Source organism: Streptomyces sp. NBC_00009, assembly GCF_045040855.1.
In the GTDB taxonomy this organism is placed as follows: Bacteria; Actinomycetota; Actinomycetes; order Streptomycetales; family Streptomycetaceae; genus Streptomyces; species Streptomyces aureus.
Genome location: NZ_CP108312.1, coordinates 7,867,525 through 7,883,456, shown reverse-complemented (window position 1 = coordinate 7,883,456; position 15,932 = coordinate 7,867,525). Strand labels below are relative to the sequence as shown.

Sequence of the window (15,932 nt, the reverse complement as noted above, 5' to 3'; positions counted from 1 at the left end):
ACAGCCGGGAACGCGGATCACGCCAGCCACACAGGCGCATCACACAAACGAGCCCTCACGTTCCACGCAGACGGAGCACCCCGCCCGCCGGCCGTCAGGACGCCCGGCGCACACCCGCGAAGACGGTGGTGGCCGAGAGCACGAACGCGTCGGGGCGCCGCAGGATGCCCTCCGGCGCCGTGTCGTCGAGCAGGACGTCGAGCGTCTTGCGGTCGTCGGCGTCCAGGGACTCGCTCATCACGTCGCGCAGCCGGGTCAGTTGGTTGTGCAGAAACGTGCGGGCCGTCTCACCCAGGGGCGCCGGCACGTCGAGCAGGTACGTGAAGCTGCCTACGTCCGTGAGTCCCGCCTTGCCGAGCATCGCGGGCCAGTCCTCGACCGTGCTGGTGCTGCCCGGCAGCTCGGAGCGCATCTGCTCGAACCAGTACTCCAGCAGGGCGTCGAGCCGCGCCTGGAAACCGGGCTTGCCGATACCGATGTCGCGAGGGAGGTAGCGCATCGGCAGTCCGCCCTCCGCCACCGCGAGCATGCCGCCGGGCCGCAGCGCGCCGGCGAGCGCGTCGAGTACCCCCTGCTGATCACCGATGTGGTGCACGGCCTTGCTGCTCCAGATCAGATCGGCCTCGCCGAGACCGCCGCCCGCGTGCCCTTCGCCGCCTTCCAGGTCGCCGGGCAGCTCCGCGTGCCGGATCGCCATCCTGTCGCCGAGTCCGAGCCGCTCGGCTCGGACCAGAGCACGGTCGAGGAGTGCGGGCGCGCCGTCCACCGCGACGACTTCGGCGTCCGGGAAGGCCTCGGCGAGCGCACAGGTCATCACGCCCGGGCCACTGCCGATGTCGAGGACGCGGCGGACCTCCTTGCCCGGGCCGAGCAGTTCAGCGAGCCGGGCCGCCGTCTGCCGCAGGACAGGGAGGTGCAGATCGCCGTTGTTCTCCAGTGTGTCGGCCATGGCCTCCCAGTCGATCTCGGTGCTGTCGGAACCGTGGTCATGCCCGTGCCCGTGACCATGCCCGTTCTCGTGTCCGTGGCTCTTCGCGGGATTGCTGTGTGTGCTCATGGCCAGGAGCGTGCACCCGTCGCGCGTGAACGGCAATCTGTGTTGCCATTTCCGGGACAGCCGGGTGAGATGCCCGCATGGAGAATGCGGATGACGTGGATGACACGGACGGCACGGACGACGTGGACAAGCCAGTGCCGTATCAAGCGGTCCTCGACGAGGTGGCCCCGCGGCTGAGGCGGCTGCGCGACCGGCGCGGTCTCACCCTGGCGGCGCTCTCGGAGGTCACCGGCATCTCCAAGAGCACTCTTTCCCGCCTTGAGTCCGGACAGCGCCGCCCGAGCCTCGAGCTGCTGCTGCCGCTGGCCGGTGCTTACGGTGTGCCCCTGGACGAGCTGGTCGGCGCTCCCGAGGTGGGGGATCCCCGGGTCCGGCTGACGCCACGCCCGATGCCGAGCGGCGGCACGTTCGTCCCCCTGACCCGGTCGCCCGGCCCTCTTCAGGCGTACAAGATGGTCATCGCCGACCGGGGCTGCGAGCCGGATCTCCGTACGCACGAGGGCTACGAGTGGCTGTACGTGCTGGACGGCCGGCTGCGGCTCGTGCTCGCCGAGCACGATCTGGTCCTCGGCCCTGGCGAGGCCGCCGAGTTCGACACCCGGGTCCCGCACTGGTTCAGCAGCGCGGACGGCCGGCCCGTCGAACTCCTCAGCCTCTTCGGGCGGCAGGGGGAACGGATGCACGTCCGCGCCAAGCCCCACCGGTGAGCCGCCTCCCCCAGGAGAGGCCGGCGCCCGGCACGGCTAAGGTTCCGATGTGTCGTCGTACAGCATTGGCCAGGCCGCGCGCCTGCTCGGGGTGAGTGGGGAGACCGTGCGTCGGTGGGCCGACAGCGGCCGGCTGACGATGGGGCGGGACGGGACGGGGAACCGTGTGATCGACGGTGTCGGTCTCGCGCGGTTCGCCAAGAGCCGGGCCGCGGAAGCCGATCGGGGCGTGGCAGAGGCGCCGCGCACGTCGGTGCGCAACTCGTTCACCGGGATCGTGACGGCGCCGTGCGTCTCCTCCCCCGCGAGGAGCACGGCCGCGCCGGCCGTGCTCAGCGCGGAGACGAACCGGTCCGCCTTGGCCGGCCCGCTCCGCCGGGTCCACCACACCAGGCCGCTGAGCACGACCTCGGCCGGCCGCACGAAGCGGGCCGGGTCCTCGAGGTCGGTGACGGTCACGCCGCTGATCTCCTGCCGCAGGTGCGGTTCGTCGGCCCAGAGCAGGCGCAGGCCGAGTGACTCGTCCCTCAGGAGATGTTCGATGTGCATGTGCTCTGACTCCCTGTGTACCCGGGGACGCAGGAAAGCGGCACCCCGTTTCTCACATTCGCCAGGCGAGTGCGAGTGATCGCATCGTAAATGCCAGAGCGCGCGAGCGATATGGGTCTTGGTTGAACATCGAAGGACCTGCCCCTCAGGGGTGGAGATTCCGTGCCGCGAACCAGCCGTCCGGAGAGCGGTACGTGCAGCCCGTCCGCTCCCGTCGGCGCGACCCGGAAGCGGCATGTCCGCGTCCACTCGTAAAGAACGACCCTCAAACGACCCCGGGCATGTAGTGAAAACCGGCCGGTAGATCGTCACCGTAGAGGCAGGTCCTCCTCTGAGGTGCAGCGACGCACTCAGGAGCGGGACCGTCCGACTGTTCCGGCAGCGGTCACACCGTGTGGCCGTCGAACGTGCTGGTCCGACCACGGGAGCGAAGTGAGGCGATACGTGATCCAGGTGCGCGCCGTCGACGCGAATGTCCGCGCCGAGCGCACAGGCACACCCCCGCCCGCTCCCGCCCGGTCCCTCCTGTCGTGGAGGACCTCCGGATGAAGTGTCGGCGGCGGACGGCCGCGATCCGCCACCCATCAGCGAACGCGCAATTCACCTCCTGACCGGAGGGCCCCCGCAGGGCTTCGCCGCCCGGCGCGGCGGGCCGGACCGCGATCGACCGCGCGCGAACACCACGTCTTCCTGTTCCTCGTTTTCGTATGTCCACCAGATGGCCGGCCCGGCCACGTGCCCATCGGGGCGGGACCGGGATCCAAGCGGCCTGCGTGTAAGGAAGGGTTACAGATGGACGGCTACTTCATGACGGAGCGTCACGAGATACTGCGGGCCGAGGTCCGCGCCTTCGCCGAGGCGAAGGTGGCTCCCCGGACAGCGGACATGGAGGCATCACGGGCCGTCGAGCACGAACTGTCCCGGCTCATCGCCAAGGAGGGCTGGCTCGGTGTCACCATCGACCAGGGCTACGGCGGTATGGGCATGGGCCATCTGGCGAAGACGATCATCATCGAGGAACTCTCGCGCGTCAGCGGCGCGATGGGCGCCATGGTGCAGGCCTCGCAGCTGGGCGTCGCCAAGATCATCCACTTCGGCGACGAACGGCAGAAGCTGAAATGGCTGCCCGCGGTCGCGGCCGGCGACTGCCTTCCCACGATCGCGGTGACCGAGCCCCAGTCCGGCGGACATGTACTCGGCATGGAGTCGACGGCGCGGCGCGAGGGCGACGAGTACGTCCTCAACGGGCGCAAGGTCTTCGTCGGCAACAGCCACGTCGGCGACCTGCACGGTGTGGTGGTGCGCACCGGCGAGGGATCCACCGGCCTGTCCGCGTTCCTCGTGGAGTCCGACCGCCCCGGATTCTCGCTGGCCCCGCACCGGCCCGCGATGGGCCTGCACGGATTCAGCTTCGGCGAGATCCGTTACGACGAGTGCCGTGTCCCCGCCGAGAACCTCCTGGGCCACGAGGGCCAGGGCCTCGACGTGGCGTACTCCTCCAGCGTGCTCTACGGCCGGCCGAACCTGACCGCCGTGTCGCTCGGCATCCATCAGGCGCTCCTGGAGGAGACGACCCGCTACACGTCGGAGCAGCTGCGCTACGGCAAGCCGCTCAGCGCGCTGCCCACGATCCGTCAGAAGCTGGGCCAGATGCAGTCACGCCTGATGACCGCCCGCCTGGCTGCTTACCACGCCGTGCATCTGCTGGACTCGGGGATCGCCTGCGACGCGGAGCTGATGAACGCCAAGTACCTCAATGTGGAGTCCGCCATCGACTCGGCGCGGGCCGCCATGGAGATCCACGCCGCGTGCGGCCTGTTCCCCGACCGGCCCGTCGAGCGCTTCGCCCGGGACGCCTCGCACATCTACGCCCCGGCCGGCACGTCCGACATCCAGCTGTACCGGCTGGCCGAGGTCGCGCTCGGCACGTCCCTCAGCGACTGGTCGAGCCGGCTCGCCGCTCCGCGCGTCCCCGAAGCGGCGGCCGTGTAGGACTCAGGGGCGGGGCTGCCCGGCACGCTCGTAGATGCGCGCCATGGCCTGGTCGCGGAACCTCTTGATCAGGTCGAGGGAGCCGCGTGCCGTCGCCAGGGCGCGGGGTTCGGTGCCCACCGCGCAGACGGTGCCGAGCGCGATGCCGGTCTCCTCGTCGATGAGCGGCGCCCCGAGGTACACGCGGATGCCCAGTTCGTCGACCACCGGGTTGCCGGCGAACCGGGGCGCCGCGTACACGTCGGGCAGGACGAGCGGGATGCGGCGGCTGATGACCTCGGGGCAGTAGCCGTGGTCGCGGGTCATCACGCGGCCGACCTCGGGCCCGCTCATCGCGTCGTGCGGGCCGAGGGTGTTGGGCAGGCCCTGCGGCGTGTGCAGTCCGGCGAAGAACTGCTGGTCGGTGATGAGGTTGACCATCGCGTACGGGGTTCCCGCCGCATCGGCGAGTTCCGAGGCGAGGGCGTCGAGGTCGGCGTCCGCGGCGCCCAGGCCGAGCTGGGCGAGGCGTCCGACGCGCGCGTCGAGTTCGGTGTCGGGGGCTGCGATGTGCAGCCCCGTCTCTGCGTCAAAGGGCACGGTGAGGGTTCCCGTCGAAGGAGGAGGAGGTGGAGGGCAACGAAGGCTAAGGAGTGGGGGCGGGCGGCTCGAGTGCGGGCTCGGACGCCGGCGTGGAGCGCAGCGACAGCGTGAGCGCGTACTCGACGAGCCTGATCAGGACCTGCTGGGTGGAGAACGGGGCGCGCGCGTCGAACATGATGACGGGGACGTCGGGGTTCAGCTCGATCGCGGACTGCACCTCCTCCGCCGTGTAGCGGTGGGCGGTGTCGAACTCGTTGACGGCCACGACAAAGGGCACGCCGCGGTCCTCGAAGAACTCGACGGCGCTGAAGCAGTCATCCAGGCGGCGGGTGTCGGCGAGGACGACCGCGCCGATGGAGCCGAGGGCGAGGTCGTCCCACATGAACCAGAAGCGGTCCTGACCGGGAGTACCGAACAGCAGGAGCTGCAACTGCTGGCGCCACAGGGTGATGCGGCCGAAGTCCATGCTCACGGTCGTGGTGGTCTTGTTCTCCACGCCGACCAGGCTGTCGGTGGCCGCGCTGGCCGTGGTGAGGATCTCCTCCGTGGTCAGCGGTTCGATCTCGCTGACCGTGGCGACCATGGTCGTCTTGCCCACGCCGAACCCGCCGGCGATGAGTATCTTCAGCGCGGTCAGTGGGATGTCGTCAGAGGCTTCGAAGGCCTTCAAGTGCCGCCTCCAGGAGGAGTGGGTCGCTTCCGTCCGCCTCTCGCGGGGGAAGCGCGGGAACGAGTACGTGGGAGTCGAGCAGATCGGACAGAAGGATCTTGGTGACCTGTACGGGGACCCCCAGCCGGCCGGCGATCTCGGCGACCGACCGCGGTTCCCGGCCGCACAGTTCGAGCACCTGGGCGCTCTCGGGGCCGAGCCTGTCCACGGTCGAGGGGGCGAGGCCGGGGGCAGCCCGTACCCGGGACACGAGTCCCAGGGCACGGGCCGGGCGAGTGCGGCCACCGGTCAGCGCGTAGAGCCGCAGCTGAGCGGTGTCCTCGGCCAGCCAGGGCTCGTCGGTGAAGTCCGGCACCGTTAGTCGACCAGAGCGCCGGAGGGCCCCGGTGCGGTGCGCGCGGGCGTGCCGAGGTGACCCCTGACGCTCTTCACGAGCATCGCGATCTCGTAGCCGACCACTCCGACGTCCGCGCTCTTGTCGGTCAGCACACCGAGTACGCCGTTGACGCCGGCCCGGGAGACGAACAGATAGCCGCCCTCGCCCTGCACGATGACCTGCTCGACCCCGCCGAAGGCGCGCTGGATGGTGCCGAGACCGCCGCCGAGCGAGCACATGCCGGTGGTGATCGCGCTCAGCCGGTCCGCGTCGTCGTAGCCGAGACCGTGGCTGTGCCGCATCACGCCGTCGCTGGAGGCCAGGACCGCGCCCGTCACGGCGGGCACCCTGGCGGCGAGGTCGGCGAGCAGCCAGTCCAGGTCCTGGTCGAATGATGGCTGGGTCATCGGTACTCCTGGGAGTCATAGCGCTGAGTGGGTGCCACCGGGGATCCGGGGGTGGCCCCGTCGTCCTGCTCGGCCCGCTGCAGTCCCGCGGTGAAGCGGGCGAGCAGGCCTGCGTCGATCGACTCGCCGTCGCCATGGTCGGCGGCCGGCCCCTGCTCGCGCAGTTGGGGGGAGATGTGTGAGCGGCGTTCCTTGTGCCGCTGGGCCAGGACCGGGCGCCCTGTGGGGTCCTCGGTCGGCGCGGCGACGGGGGCGGCGGGCGCGACGGGCACCTGCCGCTGGGGAAGGGGCGGCTGCGTGGTCACGGCCGTGGCCTCCCGGGGTGCGTGCGGCCGTGCGGGGTCCACGGCTGCGGGCAACGGCTGCGCCCGGCGGCTCGCGACCGGGGCGGGCGCGCGGGCCGGCTCCGGCTCGGCGGGGGCCGCCGGAGCCGCGGGCTTCTGCGCCGCCGCCTTCTGCCCGGCGCGGGACTCGCTGAGCACCGAGTGCGACAGGACCAGGACCGCCTGGACGCCTCCGTAGAGGTTCTCCTGGAGCTGTACGGCGAGCCCGCGCCGCCTGGCTATCTTCGCGACCACGAACAGGCCGGTGCGGCCGTCCTGCAACTGCTGGTCGACGTCGAAGAGTTCGGGCTGGGCGAGGAGGCGGTTCATCTCGTCCCGCACCTCGGCGGGCATGCCGAGGCCACGGTCCTCGATCTCCACGACCATGCCGGACGCGGCCATCTGGGCGCGGATCATCACCTGCGTGTGGGGCGGCGAGAACTTGGTGGCGTTCTCGGCGAGTTCGGCGATGAGGTGGATGATCTCGACGGCGGAGTGGCCGAGGACCTCGTAGCCGGACGGCGGCGGCAGCACGCGGACGCGGGGGTAGTGCTCGATCTCCGCGACGGCCTGGCGCAGCACCGTGGCGAGCGGGACCGGGGAGCTGAAGTGGCGGGGCACGGCGCCGCCGAGGACCGCGAGGCTCTCCACCGCGCGGTGCACGCGGGTGACGAGGTGGTCGATGGTGTAGAGCCGGTCGAGGTGCTCGGGGTCCTCGACGACCCGCTCGGCGTCGTCGAGTTGCTTCAGCGCGCGCGTCACGAGGAGCTGCAGCCGCCGGGCGATGTTGACGAAGGCGTCCACCTGCTGGCGCGTGCCCGCGTGGATCACGGCGGTCTGCGCCGTGTGCTGGAAGTGCCGCAGGTGCTGCTCCAGCGCGCCGAACGCGTGTGTCGCGGCCGTCTCGGGGACGGGCGCGGGGGCGTCGGGGCGGTCGCCGCTGCGCAGTTGCTCCGCGGTCCGGGCGACGCTCTGGTGCCCTTCGGCCGCGAGCGACGTCAGATGCTTGATCCACTCGCCGACCGCCGCGTCGTTCTCGGCACGCTGCCGGGTGAGCGCGTCAGCGGTGCTGTGCGCGGCCCGCCGTGCGACGGCGAGGACCGCCGCACAGCACACCCCGGCCGAGACCCCCGCGCCCCACACCAGCGGTCCGGAGGCCCCCGCCGCGGAGACGGCGAACGCTCCGCCCGCGAGGACGGCCACCGTTCCGGCGGGGGCCATGCCGAGCATCGTCGTGCGTTGGCGCAGGCCACGCTCGGTCCTCAGGTCGGCCGGAGCGGCCTTGCCGGCTCTCCGGCCGCTGCGGTGGGCGCCGGATGCGGTGGCGTCCGACGAGTAGTGAGACATAGGCGTCCTCAAGACGAGCGGGGGGCAGCGCCGGCGCGCCGACGTCCTTGTACGTGTCGGCCGCGCCCGCGGTCGTCCGAACCTCCTTGCGGCGGAGGCTCGTTGTGACTCGCGTGCATCTTGTCCAGGGTGGCTGTCGCGTGGCAAAACGGCCTCCGCGACGAACATCAACTCTGTCGGTCCGGCCCGGGCGGAGCTACGGGAAACCAGGGTCGTTCCGGGGTCGTTTCCCTCTTCCAGGTGTGAGATCGGCTCCCGCCCCCCCTGCCTACCGCCGGGTAGCGGGGTGCGGCGCCACTCCCCCGGGGGCGGGTCAGACCCCCAACGACCCGCAAACGACCCTGCCCGCCCCGGCGGCCAGACCGGGCCCGGTCACGGGCCCGGTCACGGGCCCGGTCCCCGACCTCACCGTCACCTTCAGTCGTCGAACTCGCCCGCGAAGCGCAGTACTCGTTCGAGTTCGTCGACGGAGATGAGGCGGCTGCGCGGGCGCAGCATCCCCGCGATGCCGTACGCGCCCAGCTCGCGGCAGCGCCGCACCAGCCAGCCCCAGTCGAGGTCGAGATGGTGGGCGAGCGACCGCAGCCTCTCCTGCGAGCTGTCGCCCTTGGTGACGCTCTGGCTGCGGGCGTGGTCGACGACCTGGGCGTAGGCGCTGACATCGGCCAGGCTGTCGGTGGTGTCGACGTGCCAGATGCCTTCGGAGCCGAGCCAGTTGGCGGAGATGACACGGCGTCCGGGCACGAGTACGAAGCCGTCGATGCGCTTGTACTCGGGCTCGGCGCACACCGAGATCGTCTGCCCGTCGCGTTCCATCATGGCCACGGCCAGCCACAGCAGGATCCGCTCGTAGCGCTGGCTCGCCCCGGCGTCCGTCGCCGGGATGCAGAACACCCGCTCGGGAGCGGCTCCACCGTCGGCGAGGCGCTCCTGGAGCGCGTGACGGAACTGCGTCCACGACGCGAAGAACAGCCATACCGCGGCTTCCTCCCCCGTCCGCACCGGGCTCCAGAAGACCGGCGGCGAGCTGCCCTCGTCGAGGCGCCGGATGATGTGCTCGGCACAGAAGTACATGCCGAGCCAGGCACTGCCGACATTGGTGAGATCCGGCACGGCGGACCGCGCGACCGCCGAACGCCGCTGCGCCCACAGGGGTTCCAGGGTCTGCTGTTCGGCGTGCAGCACATGGTCGTTGGCCAGCAGGCTGTCGTCCAGGTTCAGCATCGCCCACAGCAGCCCGTACGTGAGGTCGTCGATCTTGTACGGAGTCGAGATCGGCAGCGTCTCGGCGGTGACCGCTAATTGACGGCGGGCGTGGGCGGCGTCGATGGCGTACAGGCCGTCGTCGCCGAGTGTGCCGAGGAGCAGCGCGCGGCGGGTGGCCCGCGTGAAGGCCCGTACGTGCGCGTGGTGGTGGGCTCCGATGACCACGCGGCCGTCCTGCTCGGCGGCCTCGTAGAGCTGGACGGCGACGGAGGTTCCGTCGAAGAGCCGCTGGCCGTCCAGGTGCCACACGCCCTCCATGCCCGAGGCCCGGCCCATGGGGTCGAGGTAGGACGTGTCGAACATGGCGTTCAGGAGCCGCGCCGCGTCCCGCGCTGCGCTGGGTGCGATCTGCGGCAGTACGACGCCGCGCTCCACCGCGGGCCGCAGCAGCGTCTCGACATCGACGCCGAGCATGAACTCGAGGACGGCGCCGGCGTCACTGCGGGGTATCTGGTCGCCGGAGAGCCAGCGCTTCCAGGTGGCCTGGGAGGCGGTCACCGTCGCCAGGTCGGGGCGGTTCAGTTTCGCGGCTGCGAGCTGGGCGGACCGGGTGAACTCTTCTTCGAACGTAGCGAAGTGGCCGCAGCCCCGCTCCGTCAGCAAGGCCCGCAACAGCGTCCGGGGGCGCATCGATTAACTGTCTCCACGTCTAAGAGAGTCGCGAGCCCCCCGTGGCTCGCCGATTGTCCGGCCAGATTCGGTCAGCCCGTGGTCATGGGTCCGGATGCGGACGCGGACGCGTCCGAGCCGACAAGGCCCGGGCCGCGGAGATCAACTTCTTCATGCCGAGCATTATGCATACGGACCGTCAAACCATGGGCATTGGTTGTGGAATTGCTGTGCCAACGCCCGCTGACGCAATGGCTGAAATGTCGCCGGCCCGGTCAGCCGTGCCTGATCCAGTTCCACTTCAGCACGACCGTGATCACGGGTCCGAACAGCATGGCGAGCATCCACAGGCCGACGCCGGCAGGCGAGTAGATGTAGTACTGCCACGTGGCCGGAAGTGCCGAAGGTGCGACGAACAGCACCGTCAGAACAACCCAGGTCACCGCCACCACAATGATCATTCGTGCAGCTGTCACATCACCCTCCCCCTCGGCGAGCGCCCAGCTTAATCACAGGCCGCAGGCCCTCTCGCCGCCGCCTACAGCAGCCGCTCCACATGCTGAAGCAGCGCTTCCAGTGCCGCGCTCGGCCGACGGCCGGTGGCCGTGGCGACATGGAGGTCGAAGCGCAGGGGTGCGTCCAGCAGGTTCAGTACGCGCACTCCCGCCTCGTCGGGCGGCGCCGCGAACTCGGGCAGGAAAGCGATGCCCAGGCGATGCCGGACGAAGGCGGACGCCGCACTGATGTCTGTCACTTCGAGAGCGACGCGGCGCTCGATGCCTGTGGTGGCGAAGGCCCGGTCGACGAGATCCCGGTTGCCGTAGCCGACGGGGAAGTCGATGAACTGCTCGTCGGCGAGATCGGCCAGGGAGACGGCGTCCCGCGCCGCGAGACGGTGGCCGGCCGGAACGACCAGGACCATCGGCGCCGAGGCCACCTGCCGCAGCGTCAGCCCTGCCGGAGGCCTCCCGGGGGCGCCGGGCAGGGAGAGGATCGCGAGGTCGAGACGCCCGGCGAGCAGGCTCCGGGCGAGTCCCGCCGACCCGCTCGGCGACACCCGCAGGCGCAGCGCCACGTCCGGATGCTCGGTGTGGAAGGACTCGAGCAGGCTGGGCAGGTCCAGCAGCCGGACCGCCGTGAGGTATCCGATGTGCAGGGTGCCGCGCACGACTCCCCGGCTGGCCCGTACGGCGTCGAGCGCTCCCCGGGCGGCGTCGAGAGTGGCCAGCGCCTCGGGGAGCAGCGCCGCGCCCGCGCCCGTCAGCTCGACCCGCTGCGGGGAACGGTCGAACAGTGCGGCCCCCACCTCGCGCTCCAGGTCACGGATGGTGGCCGAGACACCGGACTGGACGACATGCAGGCGCCGGGCCGCTCCGGTGAAGCTCAGTTCCTCGGCGACCGCGACGAAGTATTCGAGGTGGCGCAGTTCCATGGACCCATCATCACTGCTTCTGATGATGACCAGCAAGGAAGATCGTTGGACGTAATGCTCCCAGGAACGCACCCTGGTCGTCGGCGCACCAGCACAAGGCGCCGATGACCGTCAGTAGAAGAGGGGGAAGCTCATGTCCGCTCCCAGTGCCCCGCCCACCACGCCGCCTGCGGCCTCGTCTCCTTCGTCGGCCGCCCTTCGACGGCCACGGCACGGCGCCCCCGTGGGGCGCCGACGACGGCCGGCCGTGGGCCATGGTGTCGGCTTCTGGCTCGCGGCTGTGGCCTTCACCGTTCTCATGGCGTTCGGCACGGAACCCACGCCGCTGTGGCCGATGTACCAGGCCCGTGACGGGTTCGGCACGACGACCGTCACGGTGGCGTTCGCGATGATGATCGTCGGCGCCACCGCCGGGTTCCTCACCCTCGGCCACCTCTCGGACCGGCTGGGGCGGCGCCGCATCGTCGTCCCGGCGCTGGCCGTCTCGATCGTCGCCGCGCTGGTCTACCTGATATGGCCCGAGCTGCCCGGTCTGCTCGTCGGCCGCTTCCTCAACGGCGTCGGCGTGGGCCTCATGGCCTCCACGGCCACCATGTATCTGCACGACCTGTACCAGCAGGAGCACCCGGACCGCCCCGGCTCCGCCGTGCCCGGTGTGGTGGCCGCGGCAGCCAACCTCGGCGGTCTCGCGCTCGGCCCGCTGACGGCCGGGCTCATCGCGCAGTGGGCGCCGCATCCGCTGACGACCACTCAGGCAGCTTTCGCCGTCGCGCTGTCGGTCAGCCTGGTCCTGGTGCTGGCCACGCCGGAGACGGTGGACCGCAGGGCCCGGGCCGGAGCCGGCGACGACCGGCCCCCGCGCTTCGCGCTCCGTCACGGTACGGGAGCCGCCTTCGCCGCGGCCTCGGCCCTCGGCACCTTCGCGTTCGCCCTGCTCGGCGTCATCAGCGCCCTGGGCGCCATCGTGATCCGCACGAAGCTGGGCATCGACTCGCACATCATCGGCGGCCTCGCCCCGACGCTGATGTTCGCCGCCTCGGCCCTCGGCCAGCTCGCCCTCGGGGCTCTCCCGTCGCGCCGGCTCGCGGCGACGGGCGCGGTGGTGTTCCCGCTCGGTCTCGGCCTGGTCGCGCTGTCCCTCTACTTCCCCACGCTGCCGCTCTTCCTGATCGCCGTGTCGGTGGCCGGAGCGGGCGCCGGGCTGCTGTTCAAGAGCGGCATCGGGTGGGCCGGCGCCCTCGCGGTGCCCGCGTCACGGGCGGGCGTTCTCGCCGTCTTCTTCACGATCGCCTATCTGGGTATGGGACTGCCCGCGATCCTGCTCAGCGTGATCATCCGGCACACGAGCGTCGAGGCGACGATGGCGGGATTCGCCGTCGCCCTGTCCGTCGGCGCGGTCGCGGCGGTACGCGTCGCGATGCGCCTGACGGAACAGAGGCTCGGCACCGCACTCCAGGGGTGACGCCACTCCCCCGTCGGCAGGGATGAGCCTCAGGGACGGTCGCCCGCCGGGAGGGCCAGCGGCCCGTCCGTGCCGAAGGCCAGGGCGTTGAAGCGGTCGCCCATGCGCCGGTGGGTGGCGGCGTCGGGGTGGAGCTGGTCGGGCAGCGGCAGCTCGGCGAAGTCCGCCTCGCCGTAGAGGTCGCGGCCGTCGAGGTAGTACAGGTGCGGATCCTCCGCCGCCCGCTGCTTCACGACGCGCGCCAGCTCGTCCCGGATGACGTTGAGCGTCAGCTTCCCCGCCGCCCGCTCCGCCGGGTCACCGGCGGCCATGAACTGGAGCCTGCCCGCACTGAGGTTGCTGAAGTCCGGGGCGCTGGGGCCCGGAGTGTCCTCGTGGATGGCGCAGTAGATCGGCGACACGACCATCAGCGGTGCGGTCGGGTGTCCCTCACGGATCGTGTCGAGGAAGCCGTGCACCGCCGGAGTGAACGCGCGCAGGCGCATCAGGTCGGCATTGACGATGTTGATGCCGATCTTGACGCTGATCAAGTCCGCGGGGGTGTCCCGCAGGGCACGCGCGGTGAACGGGTCGAGCAGGGCGCTGCCGCCCAGACCGAGATTCATCAGCTCCACGCCACCGAGGGCGGCGGCCAGCGCCGGCCAGGTCGTGCTGGGGCTCGCGGCATCCGAGCCGTGACTGATCGAACTGCCGTGATGCAGCCACACCTTGCGCCCGCTGTCAGGCGCGGACTCGACCGGGGCGTCGGCACGCAGGGCGACCAGCTCGGTGATCTCGTTGTACGGCAACCAGATCTCGACGTCCTTGATGCGGTCGGGCAGCTCGGTGAACCGCACGGTGCCGACGGGGCCGGGCCGGGTCTCCCTGGTGCCGGTGGTCATGTCCACCATCTGTACGTTGCCGCCGGTGACACCGGCCTGCGCGGCCAGGCGGCCGTCGACCAGCAGGTCGTACACGCCGTCGGGACGGGGCGGAGCGCCCTTGTAGGCCATCTTGGTGCGGAGCGCGTCCAGCTCGATGACGGTGGCCCGGGTGCGGAACACCAGCCGTACGCCGGAGGGCTGGGCCTCCGCCATGGCCAGTTGTGCGTCGGAGCACTGTGCGCGGGCCCGCGCGGGCAGCCGGTGCGGGAGCACGCCGTGCTCGGTCCGCTCCAACTCGTACGCGCCGCGCACGAGGTCCGTGGTGACGGGAGTGGTGGTCCAGTTGCCGTTCATGTGCATTGCCTCAACCTGTTGATCAATATGCCTGAGTGGCTGTTCGGGCGCACCGATATGGGTCGGCGCGGGGCCACGCTCAGGGTGTGGGCCAGTTCTGCAGCGTGGCGTCGAGGGAGTCGAGGATCCGCGACCAGCTCTCCTGCGAGTCGGGTGCGCTGTGGCTGAACCCTCCCTGCATCTCCAGGCTGACGTAGCCGTGGAAGACGCTGCCCAGGAGTCGGACCGCGTGGGTCTGGTCCGGCTCCGTGAGGTCGTAGCCCCGCAGGATTGCCCGCATCATCTGTGCGTGCCGCACGCCGGCGCTGGCGGCCGCCGTCTCCGAGTCGAGCCGCAGCTGGGCTGCCGCGTAGCGCCCGGGGTGTTCCCTGGCGTAGTCGCGGTAGACGTTCGCGAAGGCGGCGAGGGCGTCTTTGCCCGCGCGCCCGGCGAGCGCCGCCGCCCCCCGGTCGGCCAGTTCCTCCAGGGCGAGCAGCGCGATCCCGGTCTTGAGTTCCTGAGAGTTCTTCAGGTGCGAGTACAGGCTCGCGACCTTGACGTCGAACTGTCTCGCGAGCGCCGAGACGGTCACCTTGTCGAACCCGACCTCGTCGGCCAGCTCGGCGCCCGCCCGGATCAGGCGTTCCCTGGTCAGCCCTACTCGCACCATTACCTACACCCCAATCAACGAAAGCGATTATGCAGTTGCCTAATACTTTTAGGCAAATCCGTACGCACCTTAGGGAACGCAGGCGGGGAAGAGGGCAGCCCGCAGCGCGGATCGCCGCAGCGGCGCGCCGCCCGGCCGATCGGGGGCGGGAGTGGTGGCATGGGCCACGTCATTACCGGTCGCGCCCTTGGGTAGGCGGCCGGATGATCGTCTGGGTGGGCCCGCTCATCCAGGCAGGACCGAAGAACAGCGACACCTGGGAGGTAGCAATGTCCTCGAAGCGACGCCGCAAGAAGAAGGCCCGCCGCAAGCACGCCGCGAACCACGGCAAGCGCCCCCAGTCCTGAGGGCCCTCGCCGGATGTGTCAGGGGCGGCGCCGGACGGCGCCGCCCCTGACCCGTTTCGCTCACACCTCTCCGGCATTCGTGTCACCCGCGCGAGCGCTGACCGGGATCGCCTTGACGGCGACCTAGGATCCGCTGCGTGGCACACACCTTCGATGAACTCGTCGAGAGACAGCAGGCCGCGAACGCGGCACACCGCGAGGTCCTGAGACTGCGGGACGGCTACGGACCACCGGGGCTCGAGCCGCGGAGCGAGTCCGAGACCCAGACGTACGAGACGGCCTGGCGTGCGTGGCGCGACCTGGCCCGCGATGTCCAGGAGGCCGTCACCGAGTACGCCAAGGCCGAGGGCCTCGCCAGGACCGACGTCGAAGCGGACGTGAAGGCGAAGGCGGGTGACGGCTCAGACGCATAGTGCTCTCAGGTGGCGAAGACCTGCGAGTCGTCGGCGAACGCCTTGAACTCCAGGGCATTGCCCGCCGGGTCGAGCAGGAACATCGTCCACTGCTCGCCGGGCTCGCCCGCGAAGCGTACGTAGGGCTCGATGACGAACTTCGTGTCCGCGGCGCGGAGCCGCTCGGCGAGCTCCTGGAACGCGGGGATCGCGAGGATCAGGCCGAAGTGCGGTACGGGCACGTCGTGTCCGTCGACAGGGTTGTGGACGTGCTGGGCGCGGGTGGGCGCGAGGTGGGTGACGAACTGGTGGCCGTGGAGATTCCAGTCCACCCATGTGTCGGCGCTGCGGCCCTGCTCGAGGCCGAGCACCTCGCCGTAGAAGTGCCGGGCGGCGGCCAGGTCGTCCACGGGCATGGCCAGGTGGAACCGCGGGATCGGCGAGTCGAGTTCGGTCATGGTGGGCCGGTCTCCTTTCGGAAGACTGTTCGGGAGACTGTGCGGTGACGGAGCGCCGGTCACGCTTGCCACGTCGGACGACGTGGGCCT

At 70.8% G+C, this 15,932-nt stretch carries 17 protein-coding genes and 2 pseudogenes; 6 read left to right on the top strand and 13 right to left on the bottom strand.

Going from position 1 to position 15,932, the window contains the following annotated elements; translation table 11 throughout:
- Positions 1 to 94 precede the first annotated feature (94 nt).
- Positions 95 to 1,057 (bottom strand): class I SAM-dependent methyltransferase, encoded by a 963-nt coding sequence (locus OHA58_RS35760; protein ID WP_405483847.1) that lies wholly within the window; start codon positions 1,055 to 1,057, stop codon positions 95 to 97.
- 77 nt (positions 1,058 to 1,134) lie between these two features.
- Here OHA58_RS35760 and OHA58_RS35755 point away from each other — a divergent pair, with 77 nt between their 5' ends.
- Both OHA58_RS35755 and OHA58_RS35750 read left to right on the top strand, forming a co-directional pair.
- Entirely contained in the window at positions 1,135 to 1,764 is a 630-nt protein-coding gene (locus tag OHA58_RS35755) for a helix-turn-helix domain-containing protein (RefSeq protein WP_405483846.1), read from the top strand.
- 49 nt (positions 1,765 to 1,813) lie between these two features.
- Positions 1,814 to 2,050 (top strand): annotated as a pseudogene (locus OHA58_RS35750) (helix-turn-helix domain-containing protein); the annotation flags it as partial.
- Here OHA58_RS35750 and OHA58_RS35745 read toward each other — a convergent pair.
- Positions 2,044 to 2,313: pseudogene (locus OHA58_RS35745) on the bottom strand (PucR family transcriptional regulator ligand-binding domain-containing protein); the annotation flags it as partial. The pseudogenes OHA58_RS35750 and OHA58_RS35745 sit on opposite strands and share 7 nt — an antisense overlap.
- A 792-nt stretch (positions 2,314 to 3,105) precedes the next feature.
- Between OHA58_RS35745 and OHA58_RS35740 the strand changes: the two are divergent.
- The gene (locus tag OHA58_RS35740) at positions 3,106 to 4,305 is read left to right on the top strand and encodes an acyl-CoA dehydrogenase family protein (RefSeq protein ID WP_405483845.1); all 1,200 of its coding nucleotides are present in this window, start codon (positions 3,106 to 3,108) and stop codon (positions 4,303 to 4,305) included.
- Between the two features lie 3 nt (positions 4,306 to 4,308).
- Here the strand turns inward: OHA58_RS35740 and OHA58_RS35735 are convergent, their stop codons facing one another.
- From OHA58_RS35735 to OHA58_RS35700, 8 genes are all read right to left on the bottom strand, one after another.
- Positions 4,309 to 4,884, bottom strand: a complete 576-nt coding sequence (locus OHA58_RS35735) for a GAF domain-containing protein (protein WP_405483844.1) — start codon at positions 4,882 to 4,884, stop codon at positions 4,309 to 4,311.
- A gap of 46 nt (positions 4,885 to 4,930) precedes the next feature.
- Positions 4,931 to 5,557: a GTP-binding protein gene (locus OHA58_RS35730; protein ID WP_405483843.1), complete on the bottom strand. Its 627-nt coding sequence runs from the start codon at positions 5,555 to 5,557 to the stop codon at positions 4,931 to 4,933.
- Positions 5,535 to 5,912 carry a DUF742 domain-containing protein gene (locus tag OHA58_RS35725; protein WP_116500782.1) on the bottom strand — a complete coding sequence of 126 codons (378 nt, stop codon included), beginning with the start codon at positions 5,910 to 5,912 and terminating at the stop codon, positions 5,535 to 5,537. The genes OHA58_RS35730 and OHA58_RS35725 overlap by 23 nt, the downstream gene beginning before the upstream one ends.
- Before the next feature lie 2 nt (positions 5,913 to 5,914).
- Positions 5,915 to 6,340: a roadblock/LC7 domain-containing protein gene (locus tag OHA58_RS35720; protein ID WP_266568696.1), complete on the bottom strand. Its 426-nt coding sequence runs from the start codon at positions 6,338 to 6,340 to the stop codon at positions 5,915 to 5,917.
- Positions 6,337 to 8,010 carry a sensor histidine kinase gene (locus OHA58_RS35715; RefSeq protein WP_405483842.1) on the bottom strand — a complete coding sequence of 558 codons (1,674 nt, stop codon included), beginning with the start codon at positions 8,008 to 8,010 and terminating at the stop codon, positions 6,337 to 6,339. The genes OHA58_RS35720 and OHA58_RS35715 overlap by 4 nt, the downstream gene beginning before the upstream one ends.
- Before the next feature lie 417 nt (positions 8,011 to 8,427).
- Positions 8,428 to 9,906: a hypothetical protein gene (locus tag OHA58_RS35710; protein WP_405483841.1), complete on the bottom strand. Its 1,479-nt coding sequence runs from the start codon at positions 9,904 to 9,906 to the stop codon at positions 8,428 to 8,430.
- 254 nt (positions 9,907 to 10,160) lie between these two features.
- Positions 10,161 to 10,361 (bottom strand): hypothetical protein, encoded by a 201-nt coding sequence (locus tag OHA58_RS35705; RefSeq protein ID WP_405483840.1) that lies wholly within the window; start codon positions 10,359 to 10,361, stop codon positions 10,161 to 10,163.
- Between the two features lie 62 nt (positions 10,362 to 10,423).
- Positions 10,424 to 11,317: a LysR family transcriptional regulator gene (locus OHA58_RS35700; protein ID WP_405483839.1), complete on the bottom strand. Its 894-nt coding sequence runs from the start codon at positions 11,315 to 11,317 to the stop codon at positions 10,424 to 10,426.
- Between the two features lie 133 nt (positions 11,318 to 11,450).
- On the opposite strand from OHA58_RS35700, the gene OHA58_RS35695 reads away from it, so the two are divergent.
- Entirely contained in the window at positions 11,451 to 12,779 is a 1,329-nt protein-coding gene (locus OHA58_RS35695; protein ID WP_405483838.1) for an MFS transporter, read from the top strand.
- Positions 12,780 to 12,808: 29 nt separating this feature from the next.
- Here OHA58_RS35695 and OHA58_RS35690 read toward each other — a convergent pair whose 3' ends face one another.
- Together OHA58_RS35690 and OHA58_RS35685 are read right to left on the bottom strand one after the other, a co-directional pair.
- Positions 12,809 to 14,002, bottom strand: coding sequence for a GDSL-type esterase/lipase family protein (locus tag OHA58_RS35690; protein WP_405483837.1), 1,194 nt, complete (start codon positions 14,000 to 14,002; stop codon positions 12,809 to 12,811).
- Positions 14,003 to 14,075: 73 nt separating this feature from the next.
- On the bottom strand, positions 14,076 to 14,645 hold the full coding sequence (locus OHA58_RS35685) for a TetR/AcrR family transcriptional regulator (protein ID WP_405483836.1): 570 nt from the start codon (positions 14,643 to 14,645) through the stop codon (positions 14,076 to 14,078).
- Between the two features lie 203 nt (positions 14,646 to 14,848).
- Between OHA58_RS35685 and OHA58_RS35680 the strand changes: the two genes are divergently transcribed.
- Together OHA58_RS35680 and OHA58_RS35675 are read left to right on the top strand one after the other, a co-directional pair.
- Positions 14,849 to 14,992: a 50S ribosomal protein bL37 gene (locus OHA58_RS35680; protein ID WP_159032477.1), complete on the top strand. Its 144-nt coding sequence runs from the start codon at positions 14,849 to 14,851 to the stop codon at positions 14,990 to 14,992.
- Positions 14,993 to 15,129: 137 nt separating this feature from the next.
- Positions 15,130 to 15,405: a hypothetical protein gene (locus OHA58_RS35675; protein WP_405483835.1), complete on the top strand. Its 276-nt coding sequence runs from the start codon at positions 15,130 to 15,132 to the stop codon at positions 15,403 to 15,405.
- A gap of 5 nt (positions 15,406 to 15,410) precedes the next feature.
- Here the strand turns inward: OHA58_RS35675 and OHA58_RS35670 are convergent, their stop codons facing one another.
- On the bottom strand, positions 15,411 to 15,842 hold the full coding sequence (locus OHA58_RS35670; RefSeq protein WP_266666525.1) for a VOC family protein: 432 nt from the start codon (positions 15,840 to 15,842) through the stop codon (positions 15,411 to 15,413).
- Positions 15,843 to 15,932: the final 90 nt, after the last annotated feature.

Coding starts and splice junctions, on each gene's coding strand:
- OHA58_RS35760 (WP_405483847.1), bottom strand. CDS start 1,057: ATGAGCACACACAGCAATCCCGCGAAGAGCCACGGACACGAGAACGGG.
- OHA58_RS35755 (WP_405483846.1), top strand. CDS start 1,135: ATGGAGAATGCGGATGACGTGGATGACACGGACGGCACGGACGACGTG.
- OHA58_RS35740 (WP_405483845.1), top strand. CDS start 3,106: ATGGACGGCTACTTCATGACGGAGCGTCACGAGATACTGCGGGCCGAG.
- OHA58_RS35720 (WP_266568696.1), bottom strand. CDS start 6,340: ATGACCCAGCCATCATTCGACCAGGACCTGGACTGGCTGCTCGCCGAC.
- OHA58_RS35715 (WP_405483842.1), bottom strand. CDS start 8,010: ATGTCTCACTACTCGTCGGACGCCACCGCATCCGGCGCCCACCGCAGC.
- OHA58_RS35710 (WP_405483841.1), bottom strand. CDS start 9,906: ATGCGCCCCCGGACGCTGTTGCGGGCCTTGCTGACGGAGCGGGGCTGC.
- OHA58_RS35700 (WP_405483839.1), bottom strand. CDS start 11,317: ATGGAACTGCGCCACCTCGAATACTTCGTCGCGGTCGCCGAGGAACTG.
- OHA58_RS35695 (WP_405483838.1), top strand. CDS start 11,451: ATGTCCGCTCCCAGTGCCCCGCCCACCACGCCGCCTGCGGCCTCGTCT.
- OHA58_RS35690 (WP_405483837.1), bottom strand. CDS start 14,002: ATGCACATGAACGGCAACTGGACCACCACTCCCGTCACCACGGACCTC.
- OHA58_RS35685 (WP_405483836.1), bottom strand. CDS start 14,645: ATGGTGCGAGTAGGGCTGACCAGGGAACGCCTGATCCGGGCGGGCGCC.
- OHA58_RS35680 (WP_159032477.1), top strand. CDS start 14,849: ATGATCGTCTGGGTGGGCCCGCTCATCCAGGCAGGACCGAAGAACAGC.
- OHA58_RS35670 (WP_266666525.1), bottom strand. CDS start 15,842: ATGACCGAACTCGACTCGCCGATCCCGCGGTTCCACCTGGCCATGCCC.